Genomic DNA, 20,481 nt, shown 5'->3' with positions numbered 1-20,481 from the left:
TCCCGACCTGCGGCAGCGCCTACAGGGCGGCGGAGACTTTGTCCGCCACGTCCTTGGGCAGCCAGGCCCGCCAGACGTCCGGATGAGCCTTCATGAACACCTGCGCCGCCTGGCGCGGCGGCGTATGTTTCTCGCTCATCTCGGCCAGCGCCTTGTTCAGCGGGTCGATCGGAAAGTCGACCTTGGCAAAGAACTCGGCTATCTGCGGATATTGCTTCTGGAAGGGAGTGGACACACCGATCGACAGCTTGGAGGCCAGGGAACGGGTCGGCCGTGGATTGGGGTTGTCGGCGTCGGTCAGGGTCTTCCAGGCTTCGGCGTCGAACGGTGGCTCTTCCAGTTGAATCAGCTTGAAGCGGCCGAGCAACGGCGTGGGCGACCAGTAGTAAAACAGCACTGGCTTGCCACGATGAATGGACGAACTGATCTCTGCATCCAGGGCCGCGCCCGAACCGCTGCGGAAGTTCACGTAGCTGTCGTCCAGCCCGTACGCCTTGAGCTTCTGCTTGTTGACCACTTCCGAGGTCCAGCCGATAGGGCTGTTGAGGAAACGTCCCTTGGTCGGAGCTTCCGGGTCCTTGAACACGTCTTTGTAGCGCGGCAGGTCGCTGACGCTGCGCAGGTCCGGCGCCAGCGGCTTGATGCCCTTGGCCGGGTCGCCCTTGATCACGTATTCCGGCACCCACCAGCCTTCGGTCGCGCCCTTGACCGTGTCGCCGAGGCTGACGACTTTGCCTTCGGCTTCGGCCTTGACCCAGACCGGGCTGCGACCGGCCCACTCTTCGCCAATGACCTGGATGTCATTGTTGGCCAGCGCGGTTTCCAGGGTGATGGTGGTGCCCGGCAAGGTATCGGTGGGCAGCCCGTAGCCCTTCTCGACAATGATGCGCAGGACATCGGTAATCAGGCTGCCGCTTTCCCAGTTCAGGTCGGCGAAGTGGATCGGCGCCTGGGCGGCAAACGCCGGGGCGGGTGTCGCCAGCAAACCGAAAGTGGCCAGGACAGCAGCCAGCAACCGTCGAAATCCGTTCATGCTTTTGCACCTCGTGCTGTTCACAGCAATAGCAGGATGGCCTGGCAGTAGACCGCGAAGCCTCTGAATACTCAGTCCAATGACTGTAGTAGAGGTTCCCGTTTTCGAGGTGCGGAGATCAGTTTTCGGAAGCTTCCTGCAAACGCGTCAGCTCTCGTCTGACCATGCTGGCGTATGGCGCCGGTTGCAGTTGGTAAAGCTGTGACGCCACCCAGTTCAGCCAGGCTCCCTGCAGAAGGGTCTTCTGCCCGAACAGCCGCCGCGCTTCGTCTTGAGCGCTGGCCAGGTTCTGTTCGTGGAAGTCGGCGCGGGTCAGGGTCATCACTCGCTGGCCTTGAAGGTCACCAGCTCGCCCTTGCGCCACTTGGCCGCTTTGGCGGTCACGGCCTTGAGGGTCTTGGTCAGGCCTTCCTGCAACTGTTGGTGGGCGGCAAACACCATCACCACGCTGTGACCTTCCTTGAACACGATCCCCTGACCGTCGGCCGTGGTCACGAAGGCGTAATCGCCAATGCCGTAAACCGTCAGCTTGATGTCGCGGAACCTGATGTCCAGCTTGCCGCCTTCGCGACTGGGCAGCACGGAGGCGCTGAAATGATCGCCGACCTTGAGTTTGAGTCCGGGTTTGTCGTCCACCACCAGGGCTGATTCAGTGTCGATTTCGGCAATGTAAATGCCTTCAGCGCTCTGTTCGGTGATGTAAACGAAACGTGACTGAAACTGCTTGACCAGCTTTGCGCGCAAATCGCCCAGCACGAACAAGGCATGCATATCGAGATTACTTACTGCCAAGGAAACATCCCCACATCTGAAAAATGGTGCCGTACGCGAAAAATAATCGCACAGCCAAAAAAGCGGCAATGCCGAAGGTGTAGCCAGAGAACCCGGATTGAAGTCCTGAATGAGCAGTGCACTCATTCATCACGAAGCTTGAGAAGACTACTGGAACGTCACTCGCGTCGTCCTGACTGGCGTTCGTCACAGGCTGAAGGAAAACGCCCTTCCTGCTGCCAGAAAATTATGGACTATCAACTTCGGGGAAAAATCTCACCAAGAGAACAAATTTTCCTACATATCATCAGCAAAAAATTGCTTTAGATAAACATCATTCACCCGCCAGTAAGGGTGATTCTAGAGCAGCGATGCTCCTGGAGACTAGCCAAAACGACGTACATACGTCGGTAAAACAATGAAAAGGACTTCATATGTGCACACTGACACACTTTGCCTATCCCTTGGTGCCTGACTCGAAAACAGCAGCGAACTCGCAGCCGATGGCCTTCGGCCGTTCTGTACCGCTTCCCGATGTCCCTCCCCGCCCGAGATTTCAGGTGGTGATGGCGGGCATTGCCTTCTTTCACATCAAGGATATTTCTACAGGCTGCGTAAGAGGTTTCCGAGCCAATCATAACGAAGCCTGCGCCCTCGCCCGGTTTCTTGAATCACAGGGTTGACAGGCCCGCCGCGCTCATTTTCATCGACGTTTGGTCTGCCCGTCGACTTATCTCAGCCGTCGACGGGCAACTACTGCCATACTGCCCGCCCAATAAAACGGATCCGCAACCAATCGGATTGCGTTGACAACAACAATGTATTTCCAGGGGAAGTCTGCAACGTGACGGAATTTGATATCGGCGAGTTTTTTATCCGGGGTGAAGCCAGAGAAGTCGAGGGTGAATTCCAGGCCGTGATTGTCATGCGCGCCAAACCTCCGCTCAAGACCGTGACCTATCACCAGGTCGAAAAGGATCGCTGGTTCAAAACCCCGGATGTCGCCGCCATCGCGGCCCAGGAATCGGCCAGGGAACTGAAGGCGGCGGTCGATGCCGGGGCACTGAAAGCCTGATAGCCGGATTGGCGGTCTATGCTCTGTGTTGCGTTTGAACATCGTGATCGAACTCCACCCGTGCGGCGCCCTCGAAACCAGGAGACCGCACGTCGCCCCTCGACCCGACTGATGACCTGCAAGGAGATGAAGATGGAATCACCGACACACGACCTGAAAGGCCTGTTCGACCAGCTCGGCCTGGACTCGAGCCAGAAAGCGATCGACGACTTCATTGCCGGCCATTCCCTGCCTGACGACAAGAAGCTCATCGACGCCGAGTTCTGGACACCGCAGCAGGCCGGCTTCCTCAAGGAACAACTACGCGAAGACGCAGACTGGGCGCGGGTGGTCGACGACCTGAACCTGCGCATGCATCAGACCCACTGACCACTTCAATGCAGGCTGTCCGGTCGTTCGGCGTTCAATTGCGCCAACCAGGCAGCCTTGCACTCCTCCGCTTCGTCGCGACTGGAGAACGCCGTGCCCCGCCGTTCGCCATTGAGCAAAACCACCCAGCAAACCTTGCGTCCCATGGAGCGCAGATTGGCAGGTACGCCACTGCCGATCATGACCGCGACATCAACTTTGCCTTGCATGCCGACCTCGAACTTCATTAGCAACCTAATTAATAGGTATGCTAGTTAAATTTTCGACGAGGAAACAGCGAAACGCTGCACAGGTTAGTTGCAGTATTTGTAACAATCACCCGGCAACCCGATCCACTGTAGGAGCGAGCTTGCTCCGGGCGGCGTTCCGACGATGGTCGTTAACGATGCCGCGTGTTTACTGACTAAACGCGGCGCTCTTGAGTCCATCGCGAGCAAGCTCGCTCCTACAGTTGAACAGCATTACCCGGCAACCCGGGGTTTCTAGCGCGGTTTTTCCGGCTTGTAGCCCAGGCGCAAACCGCCCCAATGCCGGCCCTTGAGCAGGATCGGCACCGAGAGATCGTGCATCAACTCGCCGGTGTCGCGGGTATAGGTTTGCAGCAGCACGGCCTTCTGATGGCTGCCGCAACGGATCCCGGTGCGGTCGGCGAACTTGCGTTTGGTCCGGTTCTGCAAGGCATCGACCTGCGCGTCCCCCGTCAGCGGCTGGCTGAACGCATGGTTGTGGGTCGGCACATAACCCTGCTGGGTGCAGGCGATGGCGAACACCAATCCTTCGTGACGCGGCAACAACGGTTCCTGGATCGTTGGCAAGACCTGATCGGTGTAGCGGTCGAAACGCGTCTGGTACTTGGCCGGGCTGGTATTGGGGATGACCTGATAGTTGCGGTCGAACAGATCGTCCAGGCTGATTCGACCGGCATCGATATCCGCCTCGAAACGCTCTGCAATCCGGCTCGCGCCTTCCCGGGCCAGGTCGTAGATCCGCTGGTGATAATCATCCAGCCCCACCTCGGCCAGTCGCTCGCTGATGGTTTCGGCCTGCCCTTCCATTTGCACCGCCGCCTGGGCCAGACGCTGAGTCTGCTGGTCGCTGACCGCCAGGTCGCTGCGCATCTGTTCGATGGCGTGGAACAGGCTGTCGAGCTGTTCACGGTTGGTGTCTGCGCCCTGGGCGATTTCCCCGACCTGGGACTCGACACTGGCCGCCAGACGGGCAATGTTCTCCAGGTGCTGCCCCGTGCGCTCGACCTGCTCGACGCCGGTGTCGAGATCGCTGGACAGTTGGCGGATCTGCTCCACCACCTGCGCCGTACGTTGCTGGATATCGGCCACCATATCGCCGACTTCGCCCGTCGCGGTCGCCGTGCGCGCGGCAAGCCCGCGAACCTCGTCGGCCACCACGGCAAACCCGCGACCGTGCTCCCCCGCCCGCGCCGCTTCAATGGCGGCGTTCAATGCCAACAAGTTGGTCTGGCTGGCGATGGACTGAATCACCAGGGTCACGCGCTGGATATCATCGCTGCGCAGGCTCAAGGCTTCGATCAGTTCACGGCTGTTGCTGGCGCGTTGGCTGAGCTGGTGCATGCGGGCAATGGACTCGATCAGTTCCGTACGCCCCACCGCGCCGCATTGATGAGCCTCGCTGGCGGCGCTCAGCGCCTGGCGACTGAGCAGTGAGGTGGCGTGTTCGGTGGTAATCATGACCTCGGCGTTGCTGACGATCTGTGCCGCCGCCGAGAGCTGCGATTGCAGTTTTTCCGCCAGCTGCCGAACCGAGAACGCCACCCCGGCGGCCGAGAGCGCGTTATGGCTGGTGGTGTAGGAAAGATCGCGAGTCAACTCGCCGATGGCATCGGGGTTGTCGGAGAAAGCCGCCTGTGGGGTCGCGCGCGAACGCAAGCGCGGCAGCCAGATGATCAATATGGCCAGGGGCAGGCCAAGGTAGAGCGACCCACCGCCCAACGTCATGCCACATAACAACAGCATCAGGGCGATGCTTTGCAGCGTCGGTGTCAGCCAGCGGTTTTTCGGCAACAGCACTGGTGCAGGCACTGCCGCAACCAGAGACCCGTCTCTTGTCATCATCGTCACCCCCGGAAAACTTCTAATTGTTGTCATCGCATTAAACGCCGGCATAAGGCCATTATCCATGAGCCTTTAGTCGCGAACGTTGCAGCAGATCAATAGAAGAATCGGGAAATCGCAGACGGCAGAAAACAAAGATCGCAGCCTGCGACAACGCCCTACTTCAATTGCGTAGGAGCTGCCGCAGGCTGCGATCTTTTCAAAGGCAGTCCATCTTGCTGGACTGCCTCACAGAATCAGGCCTGACGCTGGTGCTTGTCGATTTGCTCGTGACGCTCTTGAGCTTCGATGCAGTACTTGGTGGTCGGGCTGATCAGCAGGCGCTTGAGGCCAATCGGCTCGCCGCTGTCGTCGCACCAGCCAAAACTGTCTTCCTTGATGCGCTCAAGGGCTTGTTCCAACTGAGGCAGCATGCGCTGGTCGCGATCGATCGCGTTCACCAGCCAGGTGCGCTCTTCTTCGACCGAAGCCGCGTCTGCCGGATCGGCCGGGGTGTCCAGGCTTTCGATGGCGATGCGGTTCTGTTCGATGCGCTCATGGGTTTCGACTTTCATGTTCTGCAACAGCTCGGAGAAAAAAGCATGTTGCTCGGCATTCATGTAGTCATCCGCCGGCATGGCCAGCAACTTGTCCTTTGTCATTGATATCTCTATAAAAAAACGTGCATTAAGGCGAATAAGGGAGCGTTCCGGCAGACCTGGGAAGGCCATCGGAAAGGCGCCGTTTGTTCCAAGCGCCACCCGGCACTCAATTTACGAGGGGCGGCAGTCTACGGCCGACTTGAGGCCTCAGCAACTGAAAAGACAGCGAATTTGTCCGACAAAGCCCTGAAAATGCTCTACGGCAGGCTTTGAGGCGGTAATCGGAGTGCGTTTATAGCAAGAAATTCAATCGAGCGGCTGTATATAGAAGACAAACGGCCTGCACGGGGCCATTTTCCCCACCTTTTTCCCTGCCATTTGCACGGCTGCGAACCTCAGCTAAGGTTGTCCCTCCCGAAATGGCCATATAAAGGAAAGGACCATGAAACTGATCGGTATGCTGGACTCGCCCTATGTCAGGCGCGCCGCCATTTCTGCCAAATGCCTGGGAATCACGCTGGAACATCAATCGGTCTCGGTGTTCCGCCACTTCGAACAATTCCGGCAGATCAACCCGGTGGTCAAGGCGCCTACGCTGGTGCTGGATGATGGAGAGGTGTTGATGGACTCGACGCTGATCATCGACTACCTGGAAACCCTGGCCGATAACAGCCTGATGCCTGTCGAACCGGCTCAGCGTCTGCGCGCGTTGCGCCTGATCGGCCTGGCGCTGGCTGCCAGCGAAAAAACCGTGCAGCTTTACTACGAGCGCAACCTGCGACCGGCGGAAATTCAATTCGAGCCTTGGGTGCAGCGGGTCGAAGGACAGCTGGTGGCGGCCTGGTCGGCACTGGAGCGGGAGCTGGAAAAGCAGCCGCTGAAGACTGACGGTGTGATCGAGCAGGACGGCATCACGCTGGCGGTTGCCTGGAGCTTCACCAACCTGGTGGTGCCTGACCAGGTGAGTGCGGCGCAGTTTCCGCGAATTGCCGCGTTCACGGCGTATGCCGAAGGGCTTGAGGTGTTTGTCAGTACGCCGATTGAATGACGGATTCATTTCGACTCATCGACCGCCATCGCGAGCAAGCTCGCTCCCACAGGGAATCACGCTTCCTGTGGGAGCGACGGTGCGGCGATCCGACTTGCTCGCGATGGCTTAAGCAAAAGCGCCGCTTCACCCAAAGGCAGAAGCGGCAGTCGAATCAATGCACAAACAACGCAATCAAGATAATGATCGGGATCGGCACGCCGAGAAAGAACAGCAGTAATGAACGCATGGTAATTCTCCTGGATTAACGAATCGGTGCAGCGGTGACGTAGGTTTCGGTTTCCAGATACACAACCGCATCCCGACGACGACCGCCGAAGGTGGCGGCAAGGCTGGCGAAGAACGCACCGGCCAACAGCGCAACGAACATCCACAGCGTGGTCCACGCCGCCACTTTCGCAGCGGTGTCAGCGGCTTGTTGAGCGGCCAGCTTGGCGTCGGCCACGGCTTTCTGGGTGCGGGCATAGACCTCATCGACACGACGTTCGGCGTCGGCCTGAGTGAGGTTGGTCCGCTGCGCGACCAGTTGCGCCAGGTAAGTCCGGTCTTCGGCGGCCAGCTCCCCCCTGCTCAGGGAACGCACAAAGATCCGGGTGACGGTGCCCCGGGCCGCATCATCGCTGACGGCAACCGGGCGATCATCACGGAACAGGCTGTCGACGAAGTAACCGTACTCATCGCCTTGGGTATTGCCTGCCGCCGTGCCCACGGCTTGCGTCGCGGCACTGGCGGCACCGCCAACCATGTTCGCCCCGGCCTGCACGCCACCGCCGACCAGACTGCTGACCGAACCGGCGACCAGCGTGGCCGTCACCAGCGTCGCCACGCACCAGGCCAGAAAACCATGGGCCGTGTCGCGAAAGTAAACTTCATCGCCGTGCATGTACGCCCACTTCACCCGCAGTCGCCCGGCGATGTACCCGCCAAGTCCCGATGCGACAATCTGGGTGAAGGCCAGCCAGACAATGGTCGAAATCCCCAGGCCTTTGGCGCTCACGCCTTCATTGGCCCAAGGCGATACCGCCGAAAAACCCAGGCCAAAGCCGAGCAACACCAGGATCAGCGACAACGCCGCCGCGGCAGCGGCACCCGCGAAAATCGCCCCCCAGGACACACCGGACAGCGTGGTGGACTCATCCATGGCGGGATAGAAACCGTCAGAGGATCTATTCATAGTTGTATCGCTCCAGGCAGAAAGATGGTGTTACAACTCTTCGAGGAAGGAATTGCAGTCACCGTGCCAGTCACGCCCCACTGAATAAATCGTTGCGCTTCAATTGCTTAGAAAGTTTGAACTTCCCAGCCCCATGCAAACTGCAAGGAACAGGTTGATCCAACGGGTTTTATGCATGGGTTATTTGCGTTGCCACTGGGGGTCAGACAACCTTTTTTGGGGGGGTCGTTCACTGGTTTTTCGATTCGGACGCGGTCTTTTGTAGGAGCTGGCTTGCCAGCGATGGTCGTTAACGATTACGCGTGTGAACTGGATAAACGCGGCGCACTTGAGTCCATCGCCAGCAAGCTGGCTCCTACAGACGCGGTCTCCTGTAGGAGCTGGCTTGCCAGCGATGGTCGTTAACGATTACGCGTGTGAACTGGATGAACGCGGCGCACTTGAGTCCATCGCCAGCAGGCTGGCTCCTACAGACGCGTCTACTGTAGGAGCTGGCTTGCCAGCGATGGTCGTTAACGATAACGCGGGTGAACCGGATAAACGCGGCGCACTTGAGCCCATCGCCAGCAGGCTGGCTCCTACAATTCCCCGAGAATGCGTGAAGCGACCCCGTCCAGATGAAAGTTAATTTATTAACTCGCGGTTTTTTCTTGGCAAAATGCTCGCAACTTCGTATTGAACTGCAAATCAGGCCAGCCTTATGACCCGCATCTTGACCATCGAAGACGACGCCGTGACCGCCCGGGAAATTGTCGCCGAACTGAGTAGCCACGGCCTCGACGTCGACTGGGTCGACAATGGCCGCGAAGGGCTGGAGCGGGCGGTGAGCGGCAACTATGACCTGATCACCCTCGACCGCATGTTGCCCGAGCTCGATGGCCTGGCGATCGTCACCACGCTGCGGACCATGGGCGTGGCGACCCCGATCCTGATGATCAGCGCACTGTCCGACGTCGATGAACGCGTGCGCGGCTTGCGCGCCGGCGGCGACGACTACCTGACCAAGCCCTTCGCCACCGATGAAATGGCCGCCCGGGTCGAAGTCCTGCTGCGCCGGCAGAACACCGTGACCGCCCAGGCCACCACGTTGCGGGTGGCGGACCTGGAGCTGAACCTGATCAGCCACGAAGCGAGCCGCGACGGTCAACTGCTGACGCTGTTGCCCACCGAGTACAAACTGCTGGAATTCCTGATGCGCAATACCGGGCAAATCCTCTCGCGGATGATGATTTTCGAAGAAGTCTGGGGTTACCACTTCGACCCCGGCACCAACCTGATCGACGTACACATCGGCCGTCTGCGCAAGAAAATCGACCCGCCTGGCAATGTCCCACTGATTCGGACCGTGCGAGGCTCCGGTTATGTCATTGCCGAACCCGTCTAAAGGCTGGCGCTCTTCCAGCAGCCGTTTGCTGGCGCTCTACAGTTCGCTGTTCGTGATCTGGAGCGGGATCCTCATGGGGGTCATGTACTACGAGGTTTCCGCCTACCTGGACAACCTGGCCAAGCATTCACTGATGCAGCGCCAGCACCTGTTTTCGCGCTTCTCGGGCGAGCAACTGGTGGACGCCCTCGCCGTCAGCATGACCTTCGACATCCGCGGCATAGACGCCTACGGCCTGTTCGATGCCCGGCACCGTTACCTCAGTGGCGCCCTGCGCTATATTCCGGACGGCCTGCCGCTCGATGGCAAGATCCACATGCTGCGCGACTGCGATGCCTCCGGCGACAATGATGACCAGACGCTGCCCGCCGACAGTTGCGACGCCGTGGCGACCCGCACCCTCGACGGCCGCTGGCTGGTGCTGGTGCGCGACAACGGCTCGCTGTTCGCCGTGACCCGCATCATTCTTCACGCGCTGTTCTGGGGGGTGACCCTGACCATCCTGCCGGGCATCGTCGGCTGGTATCTGCTGCGGCGCCGGCCATTGCGCCGCATCCGCGGGATCCAGGCCAGTGCCGAAGCCATAGTCGCCGGCGACCTGAGCCGGCGTCTGCCACTGTCCAATCGGCGTGACGAACTGGACATGCTCGCCGCCATCGTCAACGCCATGCTCGAACGCATCGAGCGCCTGATGCACGAGGTCAAGGGTGTGTGCGACAACATCGCCCATGACCTGCGCACGCCCCTGACCCGTCTGCGCGCGCAGCTTTACCGCATGCAGCAGCAAGCCGGCGAAGGCTCGCCGCAGGCCATGCAACTGGACCTGGTGCTGGCCGAGGCCGATACGCTGATGGCGCGTTTCCGTGGCCTGCTGCGGATCTCCGAACTGGAAGATCGCCGGCGCCGCTCCGGTTTTGTGCAACTGGACCCCGTGGCGTTGCTGCAGGAACTGCATGAGTTCTACCTGCCCCTGGCGGAAGACGATGGCCTGGTTTTCCAGCTGCACCTGCCCGCGTCATTGCCCCCCCTCAATGGCGACCGGGCGCTGCTGTTCGAAGCCGTGGCGAACCTGCTCAGCAACTCGATCAAATTCACCCCGCCCGGTGGCGCGGTGATCTTGCGCGGGGTCAATGCTGGCGGGCATACACGGATCGAAGTGCTCGACTCCGGCCCGGGCATTCCCGAGGCGGAGCGTGAAGCGGTATTCCAGCGTTTCTATCGCGCCGAGGCCGGCAATCAAAAGACCGGTTTCGGGCTGGGCCTGTCCATCGTCGCGGCGATTGTCAGCCTGCACGGATTTACGCTGGAGGTGGGCAGCAGCGAACTGGGTGGCGCGCGGCTGGTGCTTGATTGTCGGGAGAGTTTGATACCGCAGGCCTAATGTTCATCCGAAGATCAAAACAGATCCTTTGTGGGAGCGGGCTTGCTCGCGAATGCGGTTTCTCATTCAACAAATATGTTGGCTGACACTACGCTTTCGCGAGCAAGCCCGCTCCCACAGGGGGATTGGTATTTTGACGGTCAGGCCGGATAATTGGCCCGCAAGGCCTCAAGCCCACCCTGATAGATACTGGTAAACAACGCCTCCACTTCCTCATTGCTCACACCCACCGGTTCAAACCGCCCGGACCAGCTCACCCGCGCGCCCTCGCCTTGCGCCTCGACCTTGATCGTCGCCAGATAATCAGTCGCCGGAAACGGTGCCTGCACAATCGAGTAGCTGTAGGTTCGGCCCGCATTGTCGAAGGTTTGCAGGCGTTCGATCACCACCGCGCCATCCGCCGTTTGCAGGCTGCGCACGCGCCCGCCGTCACTGAGCTCGCTCCTGGGAATGAACGGCAGCCAGTCCGGCAGCGAGTTGAACCCGCCAATCAATTGCCAGACCTGTTCGGCCGAAGCCGGGATGTCGATAAAGGCTGTTGCAGTTGCCATGAAATGCTTTCTCCAATCAATAAGGTTCAGATGGCCAGGCTGTCGACGACACCGCCGTCGACCCGCAAGGCAGCACCGGTGGTGGCCGAGGATAACGGCGAAGCGATGTAGGCCACCAGATTGGCAACCTCCTCGACGTCCGCCACGCGCTGGATGATCGATGTCGGCCGGGCCTTGCGCACGAACGCATCGGCTTCGTCCCGGGCGCTGCGCCCGGATTCGGCCGTGGCGTCCTTGAGCATCTCTTCCAGGCCATCAGTAAAGGTCGGGCCGGGCAGGATCGCGTTGACCGTCACCCCGGTGCCGGCCAGGCGTTTGGCCAAGCCATGGGACACGGCGAGGTTGGCGCTTTTGGTCACGCCATAGTTGATCATGTCCGCCGGTGTCGCCACGCCGGATTCCGAAGACAGGAAGATCACCCGCCCCCAACCCTGCTTGACCATGCCCGGTGTGTAGTGCCGGGACAGGCGCACACCGGAGATCACGTTGACCTCGTAGAAGCGCGTCCACTCACTGTCCGGGGCGTCGTAGAAATCCACCGTATTGAAGATCCCGAGGTTGTTCACCAGGATGTCGGCCCGTGGTTCGGCGGCGAACAGTTTTTCGGCGCCTTCGGCGGTGCCCAGGTCGGCGGTCACGCCACGCAATTGCGCAGCAGGAACACGCTGACGGATGCTCGCCAGTGCCTGCTCGACCTTGGCCGTATCGCGGCCGATCACCACCACCGTGGCGCCCGCCTCGGCCAGTGCCTGGCTGATGCCCAGGCCGATGCCGGCGGTACTGCCGCTGACGATTGCCAGTTTTGCGCTCAAATCAATCTTCATGTTCAAGCTCCAGTGAGGGGCAAGGGTGCGCGCTCGGAAACCAGCTTCGCCTCACGCAACGCCTGCCAGAAAGCAGCGGGAATCACCGCCGACAACGCGGCCACGTCTTCGGCAATCCGCTGCGGACGGCTGGAACCCGGAATCACCGCGGCGACTGCCGGGTTAGCCAGCGAAAACTGCAATGCCGCGGCCTTGACGTCGACGCCATGGGCCGTCGCGATACGCTTGATCTGCTCGACTTTGTCGATAATCGCCGGGCTGGCCTGCTGGTATTCGAAGTGCGCGCCACCGGCCAGGATGCCCGAGCTGTAAGGACCGCCGACCACGATTTCGACATGCTGCGCCAGGGCGGCGTCCATCAAACGCTGCAAGGCGCGATCATGGTCGAGAAGAGTGTAGCGACCCGCCAGCAGAAAACCGTCCGGTTGCGCCTCGCTCAGATCAAGGGTCAGCTCGCAGGGTTCGACCTTGTTCACGCCCAGGCCCCAGCCCTTGATCACGCCTTCTTCGCGCAAGCGTGTCAGCACTTTGAACGCGCCGGTGCGGGCCTGGTTGAAGTACTCCAGCCATTGGTCGCCATAGAAATCCTGGGCGATATCGTGGACCCAGACGATGTCCAGGCGATCGGTTTGCAGGCGCTTGAGGCTGTCTTCGATGGAGCGCAGGGTCGCGTCGGCGCTGTAGTCGTTGACGATTTTGTTCGGCAGGCCGTGCTCGAACACCCCGCTTTTCTCGCCCAGGTCACGGGCGGCGGTGTCTTCGACTTCGTCGAGGATCACCCGGCCGACCTTGCTGCTCAGTACATAGTCGTCGCGGTTGTAGCGGGCCAATGCGGCGCCGAGGCGAATTTCCGACAGGCCGGAACCGTAGAACGGCGCAGTATCGAAGTAACGCACGCCGGCGTCCCAGGCGGCATGGACGGTGGCCATCGCCTCGTCTTCGGGAATGGCGCGGAACATGTTACCCAGTGGTGCGGTGCCCAGGCCCAGCGCGCCGGGCAGTTTGTCTTTCAAGCTCATGGATGAGTCCTCTTGAGTATCAGGTCAACCTGTGGGAGCCGGCTTGCCGGCGATGGCGCCGGAACAGCCGAAGCAGGTGTCGCCTGACGAACCGCTATCGCCGGCAAGCCGGCTCCTACAGAGGGGTCACCTCGTTGCTAGTGACCGTTGAGCCGATCCTAGATTGCGAGCATCGGACCGTCCAAGACATAATGTGCAGCATTTGAGTCCTTGAAGGTCTGATATGATCGACATCCGCCAATTGCGCTACTTCGTCGCCGTCGCCGAGGAAGAACACGTCGGGCGCGCTGCCGAACGCCTGCATATTTCCCAGTCGCCCCTGAGCCGACAGATCGCCCAGCTCGAAGAGCGCCTGGGCCTGACCCTGTTCGAGCGCAGCCAGCAACGCATCCGCCTGACCCGCGACGGCCAGACTTTCCTCGCCGAAACCCGCGCCCTGCTGACCCACGCCAATCGCCTGGAATCCCTCGGCAAACGCCTGGGGCGCGGCGAGGAAGGCGGCCTGTGCATCGGCTACATCGAAAATGCCATGCACGCCGGCGTGCTGCCCAATGCCTTGCGCGTGCTGCGGGTCAACCGGCCGAACGTGCACGTGGCGCTGTACAACCTGCGCTCGGCCGAACAACTCGAAGGCTTGCGCCAGCGTAGCCTGGACATCGCCCTGGTCAGCGAACCACCGACCGAAGACGACCCGGACCTGCTGGGTTTTCAGGTGCTGGACGACCCGATGCTGCTGGCCCTGCCCGAGCACCATCCGCTAGCACAACAGACCGTGCTGACCCCGGCAGATCTGGCCGATCAGGAGTGGATTGGCGTGCAACACCAGAATATCGCCAGTCGCGAAAACTTCGTCAGCGCCTGCATCCGCGCCGGCTTCACCCCGGATATCCGCATGGAAGCCACCGGCCCGTTCACCGCCATGGCACTGGTGGCCTCGGGACTGGGCATCGCCATGATCCAGAAAGGCTTGAGCCGCAACGCACCGCCGGGCGTGGTGCTGCGGGAAGTGCCGTGGATTTCCCTCACCCGACCGCTGTGGGCGGCGTGGCACCGGATCAATTTGCGGCCGTTGGTGGAGACTTTCCGCAAAATGTTGACCGAGCCTGAGTCCACCCCATGAACCTGTGGGAGCGGGCTTGCTCGCGAAGGCGTCGGCATTGCCAGCAATGTTGTCGACTGACACACCGCTTTCGCGAGCAAGCCCGCTCCCACAGGTTTCGTGCTCAGCCCAAAGCCATGTTTTTGTCGTGACAACCGCACATTAAACATCGACCGACCGCCCTTGTTTAACGGCTGTCAGCGTTACTTGATGAAAGCTACAACGCCTTGCGTCATTGCCTACGGGTACGCCAGAATCCGCCGGCTTACGCGTCTTGGGTCCGGGCTTTATCGTTAGCCGGTCGCTGAAAAACAGCGATCGGGTTTGGTAGCCCGGAGTACTGCGCGTAGCGCCACTTCAAGCAGTTGCTGCTTTTATGGTCGTCATGCGCAGGGCCTCTTCGGGGGCGCCGGTTCCAGTACTCCGGTCTACCAACCTGTGCATGGCCACCGCCCTTCGTTTGGTAGCGAAAGTGATGGCTCCAATTTTTACAGTACTGGAGTTCTATCGATGATCAAACCAACACCCAACCCGCCAGAAACCGATCCAGCCTCCCCCTACGAAAGCCCCGACTCCAAGCAATTCCACGAAGCCGCCGAACGCGCCCTCAATCACTACCTCAACCCCGCCGCCAACATCATGGCCACGCCCCACAAACCGTCCACGATGTTCACCATCAACCCCGACATCGACACCGAGACCCTGTTGGCCCACGCCTGCGAATCGCTGGCCTCGGCCAATGTGATGACCAATAATCTGGCGGGTTTTCTGGAGGGCTCGCATCGCAACACGCTGCTGGGCATTGCTCAGGTCATCATGCTGGGTGAGTTGGCAGTGAACCGGGCGCTGGATCGACTCGATCCGCCTGAATAAAACGCCGAACCTGTGGGAGCGGGCTTGCTCGCGAAGGCGTCGGCATTGCCAGCAATGTTGTCGCCTGACACACCGCTTACGCGAGCAAGCCCGCTCCCACAGGTCATCAGCGAATTCCAGATTGCACAGGATTTGGTGCTTTACTGAGAAGACTCAAGATCCCACCGAGAACCCCGGCATGAATCGCAACGACCTGCGCCGCGTGGACATGAACCTGCTGGTGATTTTCGAAACCCTGATGTTCGAGAAGAACCTGACCCGGGCCGGGGAAAAACTGTTCCTCGGTCAACCCGCTGTCAGTGCGTCGCTGGCCAAGTTGCGCGATCTGTTCGACGACCCGTTGCTGGTGCGTAACGGTCGAACCCTGGAGCCGACCCCGCGGGCGTTGCAGATTCTCAAGGAGTTGCAGCCGGCGATGGACACCATTTCCGGGGCGGTCAGCCGGGCCAAGGATTTCGAGCCCTCCACCAGTCGCGATGTGTTTCGCATCGGCTTGTCCGACGACGCCGAATTCGGGCTCTTTCCGCCGCTGCTCAAGCAGATTCGCGAGGAGGCGCAGAACGTTGTGGTGGTGGTGCGCCGGGTGAATTTCCTGCTGATGTCGTCGATGCTGGCCAGCGGCGAGATTTCCGTCGGCATCAGCTACACCACGGAATTGCCGGCCAATGCCAAGCGCAAGAAATTGCGCGACCTGAGCGTGAAGATCCTGCGCGGCGATGACCGTCCCGGTCCGTTGACCCTCGACGAGTTCTGCGAACGCCCTCACGCACTGGTGTCGTTTTCCGGGGATCTGAGCGGTGCCATCGACAATGACCTGGCCCGCATCGGCCGTTCGCGCCGGGTGGTGCTGGCGGTGCCACAGTTCGCGGGCTTGCGGGCGTTGCTGGCGGGGACTGACATGCTCGCCACGGTACCGGATTACGCGGCCAGTGCGCTGATCGAAGGCAGCAACCAGTTACGGGCGGACGATGCGCCCTTTGAGATCAACCTGTCCGAACTGTCGATGGTCTGGAACGGGGTCAACGATAACGATCCGGCAGAACGCTGGTTGCGTTCGAAAATTGCACAGCACATGGCGGCGCCACCGTCGGGGCATTGATCGACTGCAGGAGCACCGGCTCGGATTCGCGCAGGTACACCGGCATGTCGGTCACCGGTGGCATGGCGGGAATCTCGAAGTACATCTGCACCACCCAGCCGCGGTGGTAGCTGGCGTGGTTGACCACATGCATCAGCATCGCGCCGGCGCTCATGGTGCCGCTTTCGCCCGAGACAAAGGTGAACTCCACCGGTTTGTCCAGGGAGGCATCGGTTTGCCGGGCGCTCCAGTCGCAGTACCAGCGATCGATCTCTTTTTGCGCCTGGCGCAGTTCGGACAGGTCGGCATGCAGCAGATCGTGCGAGGTCTTGAAGCCATGTCCCCGGCCTTCAAGGTGCGCCCGCCAGATGCAATCCACCACGTAGACATGATTGAGGGTGCCGATCATGTTGTTGAACACCGACACCCGTTGTTTTTTGACTTCGCCCGGAGGAAGCGCCGCAAGGCTGTCAAACAGACGCTGATTGGCCCAACGTTTGTAATCGGCCAGCAGGCAGGCAGTGCGTACGGTGATCATCAGAGGTCTCCGATGGCAGTAAGCGCACTCCCTAGCATAGACCCGATGCCCGCAAGGCAGGGCCAGCACTGATCATCGGTCGTCGAGGCGTTTCACCACGTACTCGGCAAGCGCCAGGCAACTGGTCAGCCCCGGTGACTCGATGCCAAACAGATTCACCAGCCCCGGCACGCCATGTTCGGCACATCCGCTGATGAGAAAATCGGCGGCCGGCTCGGTCGCCCCGCTGATTTTCGGACGAATGCCGCTGTAGGCCGGTTGCAGGCTGTTGTCCGGCAAACCCGGCCAATAACGGCGGATCGCCTGATAGAAGCCCTCGGCCCGACGGGGTTCGACGCGGTAATCAATGTGCTCGACCCATTCGACATCCGGCCCGAAGCGCGCCTGCCCGCCCAGGTCGAGCGTCATGTGCACGCCCAGTCCCGCACTCTCCGGGGCCGGATACACCAGGTGCCGAAAGGGTGCCCGGCCGCTGAAACTGAAATAGCTGCCCTTGCACAGATGCGCCTGGGGAACGCACTGTTCAGGCAGGCCGACGATAGCGCGCGCCACCTCCGGAGCGGACAGCCCCGCGCAGTTGATCACTTCGCGGCAGCGCAGGGTCATGGGTTGGCTGCCGCCCATGTGCAGCTCGAAGCCCTGGTCGATGCACCGGGCCGACAGCAACGGCGTGTTCAAGGCCAGCGTCGCACCGAACCGCTCGGCGTCGCCCTGAAGTGCCAGCATCAGCCCGTGGGAATCGACGATGCCGGTAGAGGGCGACCACAGTGCCGCGACACAGGACAATGCCGGTTCAAGTTCGCGGACCTGTGCGCTGTCGAGCCATTGCAGGTCATCGACACCATTGAGTCGCCCTTGCTCCAACAGACGCTGCAACGCCGAGCGCTGTTGCGCATCGGTGGCCACGATCAGCTTGCCGACGCGCCGGTATTCAACGGCGTGCTCATCGCAAAAAGCGTAAAGACGCTGCTTGCCCTCCACGCACAGTTGCGCCTTGAGGCTGCCTTCCGGGTAATAGATACCGGCATGAATCACCTCCGAGTTGCGCGAACTGATGCCCGTGCCGATACCCGTCCCGGCCTCGACCACCAGCACGTCCCGCCCGCTCATGGCCAGGCGCCTGGCCACCGCCAACCCGACGACGCCGGCCCCGATCACCACGCTTTGAATATCGACGCTCAACGCCCCTGCCTCCCACACCTGTTCTTGCCGGCGATGCCTCAGAACTCTCATCACGGAACTCTCGTCGACTGCCACGTATCCTAAACTATGTGGTACATCCCTTATGCTTCATGCTGTCGGAGGACACCGTCATGCGCCGCCTATTTATCATCTCTGCACTGGTACTTTGTTTGCCCGCAGGTTCGGCTCTGGCCAAAGTGGATGCCGGTGACGTCGCCACTTCCGCAGGGGTTTCCGCCTCGCTGTACTCAACGTTCAAAGACCACAAACTCATGATTCCCGCCCGGGATGACGCCTCCAGCTTCGTCGCCAGCGGCGGTGCGATTCGTGGTGCTTATCTGGAAGCGGTATTGAAAAAAATCCGTCAGGACAATCCCGCCCTCAACAACGCAAGCGACGAAGACCTGGCCCGCGCCATCCTCGTCCAGGAAGGCGTTGCCACCGATCACTGAAGACCGTCATCGCCAGCGGTAGGGCTTGTGACACCGGGATAGCGTTTCCAGCCCTGCCTTGCGTGCGTGCCAGTGGACAGGCGTGCCCACCCGGCCACGAGCTGCGCGTTGATACTCACCCCGCCGCACACCACGATCACCACGTCATGGGCGTCGGCAATCGCCGGGTGATCCAGGTAGGCGATCGCCAATGAAACGCCGCACGCCGGCTCGACCAGCTGACGCAAATCATTGGCGTAACGCACCACGCCCATGATCGCCTCATCATCACTGAGCACCACGCACTCATAGGGGAAATCGCCGATGTGCCTGACCGGCCAGGCGGCCACTTGCGCGGCGCCCAGGGACGTGGCAACCGTATCGATTTTCGGCAACCTGACCGGGTACCCAGCCGCCACCGCCGCGGCGAATGACGCCGCGCCTTCAGTTTCGCAGGCGACGATGCGGCAATCGGTGTGCCGATGACGAATCAGCCCGGTGAGCAACCCGGCCAGCAAGCCACCGCCGCCCACCGATGTCACCAGCACATCCATTGGCGGGCAGTCGGCAAGGATTTCATCGACCATCGTGCTGTGCCCTTCCCACAATACCGGGTGGTCGAAGGCCGGCACGAATTCACTGCGTGGGTCCTGGGCGAGCTCCCGGGCCCATTGATTGGCCTCGTCCCAGACCTTTCCGTACTCGATCACCTCGGCGCCGGTCTTGCTGATCCGCGCCCGGGTGCTGTGCGGGGTGGTGTGCGGCACCACGATGCAGGCCTTGAGCCCCAGGCATGCCGCGGCCATGGCCGTGGCCAGTCCCGCGTTACCGCCGGAGGGACAGACCACCTTGCGCTTGCCCTGCTGCGCCGCCCGGCTGCACAGCAAGCCAATGCCGCGTATTTTGAACGAGCCGCCAGGTTGCAGGTTTTCCAGTTTCAGCCAGATACGGCGGGTCGGGGTCGACAGGCCGGGGTGCAGGATCAAAGGTGTGCGGATATGAAGCATGTCGGTTCCTGTTACACGCCACCGGCTCGCCGAACAAGTCGACGAGCCAGCGGTGAACGGTCCTCTCATGCAAGTTTAGTTCACCCGGTCCGGGGACAGTCTCAGCGATAACGCGGCGCCGCCACGCTATTGCCAAACAACCCGGAAAGCGTCTTGCGCTGGGCTTCGTAACGATCCCACTGGCCGCCATCGTGCAGGCCCGGGATGGTCACCGTTTCACCGGCCGCCAGGCCCGCGAGCGCGGCATCGACCATGTCTTCGGCGGACATCACGATTTCCTGCGGCAGGTTTTCCACCGGGTTGCCGGCCTCGCTCCAGAAATCGGTGGCGGTCGCCCCCGGCAACACCGCCTGGACGCGTACGCCTTTGTCCGCCAGTTCATGCTGCATCGACTGGCTCAGGGCCAGGACGAACGCCTTGGTCCCGCCGTACACACCGTTGAGGATTTCCGGGGCAATGGCGACGATGGAGGCGATATTGATCACGGTGCCGGCGCCCCGGGCAACGAAGCCGGGTACAGCCGCGTAGGCCAGGCGCATCAATGCCGTCACGTTGAGGTCGACCATCGCTTCCATGTCGTCCACGGGGCTGGCGAGCAGCGGCATGACACCACCGACCCCGGCGTTGTTGACCAACAAGGTGATGCTGGCGTCGTTGCGCAGGATCTGTTCGACCCGCAGCGAGTCCGCCTTGTTCGTCAGGTCGGCGGCCACCACCTCCACGGTGCGCCCGGTCTGGTCGCTCAAATGGTTGGCCAGGACATTGAGTCTGCCCCGACTGCGGGCCACCAGGATCAGGTCGTAACCCTGGTGGGCCAGGCGGTCGGCATACACCGCGCCAATGCCCGAAGACGCGCCGGTGATCAGTGCAGTGCCTTTGGATGAGAGAGCCATGGTGCAATTCCTCTAGGGTGAGGCGAGAGATTCGCCGGGTGCACACCGTTATAAAGGCACTTTCGCTTGTCTCAAATGAC

General features: G+C 61.1%; 26 protein-coding genes. 12 read left to right on the top strand and 14 right to left on the bottom strand.

The window, feature by feature from the left end; translation table 11 throughout:
- Positions 1 to 19: 19 nt before the first annotated feature.
- The 3 genes from AB7M25_RS11565 to AB7M25_RS11555 all read right to left on the bottom strand — a co-directional run bounded on the left by AB7M25_RS11565 (position 20) and on the right by AB7M25_RS11555 (position 1,804).
- Positions 20 to 1,033: an ABC transporter substrate-binding protein gene (locus AB7M25_RS11565; RefSeq protein ID WP_454237317.1), complete on the bottom strand. Its 1,014-nt coding sequence runs from the start codon at positions 1,031 to 1,033 to the stop codon at positions 20 to 22.
- A gap of 118 nt (positions 1,034 to 1,151) precedes the next feature.
- The gene (locus AB7M25_RS11560) at positions 1,152 to 1,355 is read right to left on the bottom strand and encodes a hypothetical protein (protein WP_454237316.1); all 204 of its coding nucleotides are present in this window, start codon (positions 1,353 to 1,355) and stop codon (positions 1,152 to 1,154) included.
- The gene (locus tag AB7M25_RS11555; RefSeq protein WP_454238347.1) at positions 1,355 to 1,804 is read right to left on the bottom strand and encodes a hypothetical protein; all 450 of its coding nucleotides are present in this window, start codon (positions 1,802 to 1,804) and stop codon (positions 1,355 to 1,357) included. Before AB7M25_RS11555 ends, AB7M25_RS11560 begins: the two co-directional genes overlap by 1 nt.
- 434 nt (positions 1,805 to 2,238) lie before the next feature.
- On the opposite strand from AB7M25_RS11555, the gene AB7M25_RS11550 reads away from it, so the two are divergent.
- The 3 genes from AB7M25_RS11550 (at position 2,239) to AB7M25_RS11540 (ending at position 3,248) form a co-directional block, all read left to right on the top strand.
- A complete protein-coding gene (locus tag AB7M25_RS11550) occupies positions 2,239 to 2,487 on the top strand; it encodes a hypothetical protein (protein WP_454237315.1) in 249 nt (82 codons plus the stop codon).
- Positions 2,488 to 2,648: 161 nt separating this feature from the next.
- Positions 2,649 to 2,879: a hypothetical protein gene (locus AB7M25_RS11545; RefSeq protein WP_007973761.1), complete on the top strand. Its 231-nt coding sequence runs from the start codon at positions 2,649 to 2,651 to the stop codon at positions 2,877 to 2,879.
- Between the two features lie 132 nt (positions 2,880 to 3,011).
- Positions 3,012 to 3,248, top strand: a complete 237-nt coding sequence (locus AB7M25_RS11540; RefSeq protein WP_429382851.1) for a DUF2789 domain-containing protein — start codon at positions 3,012 to 3,014, stop codon at positions 3,246 to 3,248.
- A gap of 5 nt (positions 3,249 to 3,253) precedes the next feature.
- Here the strand turns inward: AB7M25_RS11540 and AB7M25_RS11535 are convergent, their stop codons facing one another.
- The 3 genes from AB7M25_RS11535 to AB7M25_RS11525 all read right to left on the bottom strand — a co-directional run bounded on the left by AB7M25_RS11535 (position 3,254) and on the right by AB7M25_RS11525 (position 5,979).
- Positions 3,254 to 3,457 (bottom strand): hypothetical protein, encoded by a 204-nt coding sequence (locus tag AB7M25_RS11535; RefSeq protein ID WP_429382853.1) that lies wholly within the window; start codon positions 3,455 to 3,457, stop codon positions 3,254 to 3,256.
- A gap of 273 nt (positions 3,458 to 3,730) precedes the next feature.
- Positions 3,731 to 4,954 carry a methyl-accepting chemotaxis protein gene (locus AB7M25_RS11530; protein WP_454238346.1) on the bottom strand — a complete coding sequence of 408 codons (1,224 nt, stop codon included), beginning with the start codon at positions 4,952 to 4,954 and terminating at the stop codon, positions 3,731 to 3,733.
- A gap of 620 nt (positions 4,955 to 5,574) precedes the next feature.
- Positions 5,575 to 5,979 (bottom strand): TraR/DksA family transcriptional regulator, encoded by a 405-nt coding sequence (locus AB7M25_RS11525; RefSeq protein ID WP_007935965.1) that lies wholly within the window; start codon positions 5,977 to 5,979, stop codon positions 5,575 to 5,577.
- Between the two features lie 382 nt (positions 5,980 to 6,361).
- Between AB7M25_RS11525 and AB7M25_RS11520 the strand changes: the two genes are divergently transcribed.
- Entirely contained in the window at positions 6,362 to 6,967 is a 606-nt protein-coding gene (locus AB7M25_RS11520; protein ID WP_454237314.1) for a glutathione S-transferase, read from the top strand.
- 244 nt (positions 6,968 to 7,211) lie between these two features.
- Here AB7M25_RS11520 and AB7M25_RS11515 read toward each other — a convergent pair whose 3' ends face one another.
- A complete protein-coding gene (locus AB7M25_RS11515) occupies positions 7,212 to 8,141 on the bottom strand; it encodes a hypothetical protein (protein ID WP_454237313.1) in 930 nt (309 codons plus the stop codon).
- A gap of 282 nt (positions 8,142 to 8,423) precedes the next feature.
- On the opposite strand from AB7M25_RS11515, the gene AB7M25_RS11510 reads away from it, so the two are divergent.
- The 4 genes from AB7M25_RS11510 to AB7M25_RS11495 all read left to right on the top strand — a co-directional run bounded on the left by AB7M25_RS11510 (position 8,424) and on the right by AB7M25_RS11495 (position 10,906).
- Complete coding sequence (locus tag AB7M25_RS11510; RefSeq protein WP_454237312.1) at positions 8,424 to 8,546, top strand: hypothetical protein; 123 nt, start codon at positions 8,424 to 8,426, stop codon at positions 8,544 to 8,546.
- A complete protein-coding gene (locus AB7M25_RS11505) occupies positions 8,536 to 8,769 on the top strand; it encodes a hypothetical protein (protein WP_454237311.1) in 234 nt (77 codons plus the stop codon). The genes AB7M25_RS11510 and AB7M25_RS11505 overlap by 11 nt, the downstream gene beginning before the upstream one ends.
- Positions 8,770 to 8,841: 72 nt before the next feature.
- Positions 8,842 to 9,525: a response regulator transcription factor gene (locus tag AB7M25_RS11500; RefSeq protein ID WP_020796732.1), complete on the top strand. Its 684-nt coding sequence runs from the start codon at positions 8,842 to 8,844 to the stop codon at positions 9,523 to 9,525.
- On the top strand, positions 9,503 to 10,906 hold the full coding sequence (locus AB7M25_RS11495; RefSeq protein ID WP_454237310.1) for a sensor histidine kinase: 1,404 nt from the start codon (positions 9,503 to 9,505) through the stop codon (positions 10,904 to 10,906). The genes AB7M25_RS11500 and AB7M25_RS11495 overlap by 23 nt, the downstream gene beginning before the upstream one ends.
- A gap of 140 nt (positions 10,907 to 11,046) precedes the next feature.
- Here the strand turns inward: AB7M25_RS11495 and AB7M25_RS11490 are convergent, their stop codons facing one another.
- From AB7M25_RS11490 to AB7M25_RS11480, 3 genes are read right to left on the bottom strand one after another with little or no spacing between them, the layout of a single operon-like run.
- Complete coding sequence (locus tag AB7M25_RS11490) at positions 11,047 to 11,457, bottom strand: SRPBCC family protein (RefSeq protein WP_454237309.1); 411 nt, start codon at positions 11,455 to 11,457, stop codon at positions 11,047 to 11,049.
- Between the two features lie 26 nt (positions 11,458 to 11,483).
- Positions 11,484 to 12,281: an SDR family NAD(P)-dependent oxidoreductase gene (locus AB7M25_RS11485; protein WP_429382865.1), complete on the bottom strand. Its 798-nt coding sequence runs from the start codon at positions 12,279 to 12,281 to the stop codon at positions 11,484 to 11,486.
- Positions 12,282 to 12,283: 2 nt separating this feature from the next.
- Positions 12,284 to 13,300, bottom strand: a complete 1,017-nt coding sequence (locus tag AB7M25_RS11480; protein ID WP_454237308.1) for an aldo/keto reductase — start codon at positions 13,298 to 13,300, stop codon at positions 12,284 to 12,286.
- Positions 13,301 to 13,523: 223 nt separating this feature from the next.
- On the opposite strand from AB7M25_RS11480, the gene AB7M25_RS11475 reads away from it, so the two are divergent.
- From AB7M25_RS11475 to AB7M25_RS11465, 3 genes are all read left to right on the top strand, one after another.
- Positions 13,524 to 14,420 (top strand): LysR substrate-binding domain-containing protein, encoded by an 897-nt coding sequence (locus tag AB7M25_RS11475; protein WP_429395422.1) that lies wholly within the window; start codon positions 13,524 to 13,526, stop codon positions 14,418 to 14,420.
- Between the two features lie 489 nt (positions 14,421 to 14,909).
- A complete protein-coding gene (locus tag AB7M25_RS11470) occupies positions 14,910 to 15,272 on the top strand; it encodes a DUF6124 family protein (RefSeq protein ID WP_454237307.1) in 363 nt (120 codons plus the stop codon).
- Between the two features lie 178 nt (positions 15,273 to 15,450).
- On the top strand, positions 15,451 to 16,371 hold the full coding sequence (locus AB7M25_RS11465) for a LysR substrate-binding domain-containing protein (RefSeq protein ID WP_104447676.1): 921 nt from the start codon (positions 15,451 to 15,453) through the stop codon (positions 16,369 to 16,371).
- Here the strand turns inward: AB7M25_RS11465 and AB7M25_RS11460 are convergent.
- On the bottom strand, positions 16,292 to 16,888 hold the full coding sequence (locus AB7M25_RS11460; RefSeq protein ID WP_102675765.1) for a DinB family protein: 597 nt from the start codon (positions 16,886 to 16,888) through the stop codon (positions 16,292 to 16,294). The two genes, AB7M25_RS11465 and AB7M25_RS11460, sit on opposite strands and share 80 nt — an antisense overlap.
- A 72-nt stretch (positions 16,889 to 16,960) precedes the next feature.
- Positions 16,961 to 18,070, bottom strand: a complete 1,110-nt coding sequence (locus AB7M25_RS11455; protein ID WP_454238345.1) for an NAD(P)/FAD-dependent oxidoreductase — start codon at positions 18,068 to 18,070, stop codon at positions 16,961 to 16,963.
- A gap of 131 nt (positions 18,071 to 18,201) precedes the next feature.
- Between AB7M25_RS11455 and AB7M25_RS11450 the strand changes: the two genes are divergently transcribed.
- Complete coding sequence (locus AB7M25_RS11450) at positions 18,202 to 18,522, top strand: DUF2388 domain-containing protein (RefSeq protein ID WP_007973734.1); 321 nt, start codon at positions 18,202 to 18,204, stop codon at positions 18,520 to 18,522.
- Here the strand turns inward: AB7M25_RS11450 and AB7M25_RS11445 are convergent.
- Both AB7M25_RS11445 and AB7M25_RS11440 read right to left on the bottom strand, forming a co-directional pair.
- A complete protein-coding gene (locus AB7M25_RS11445; RefSeq protein WP_429382873.1) occupies positions 18,516 to 19,508 on the bottom strand; it encodes a pyridoxal-phosphate dependent enzyme in 993 nt (330 codons plus the stop codon). The genes AB7M25_RS11450 and AB7M25_RS11445 overlap by 7 nt on opposite strands.
- A 101-nt stretch (positions 19,509 to 19,609) precedes the next feature.
- Positions 19,610 to 20,401, bottom strand: coding sequence for an SDR family NAD(P)-dependent oxidoreductase (locus AB7M25_RS11440; RefSeq protein ID WP_429382875.1), 792 nt, complete (start codon positions 20,399 to 20,401; stop codon positions 19,610 to 19,612).
- Positions 20,402 to 20,481 lie beyond the last annotated feature (80 nt).

This window comes from Pseudomonas sp. AP3_22 TE3818 (assembly GCF_053628995.1).
This window is presented reverse-complemented; position numbering and strand designations above follow the sequence as displayed.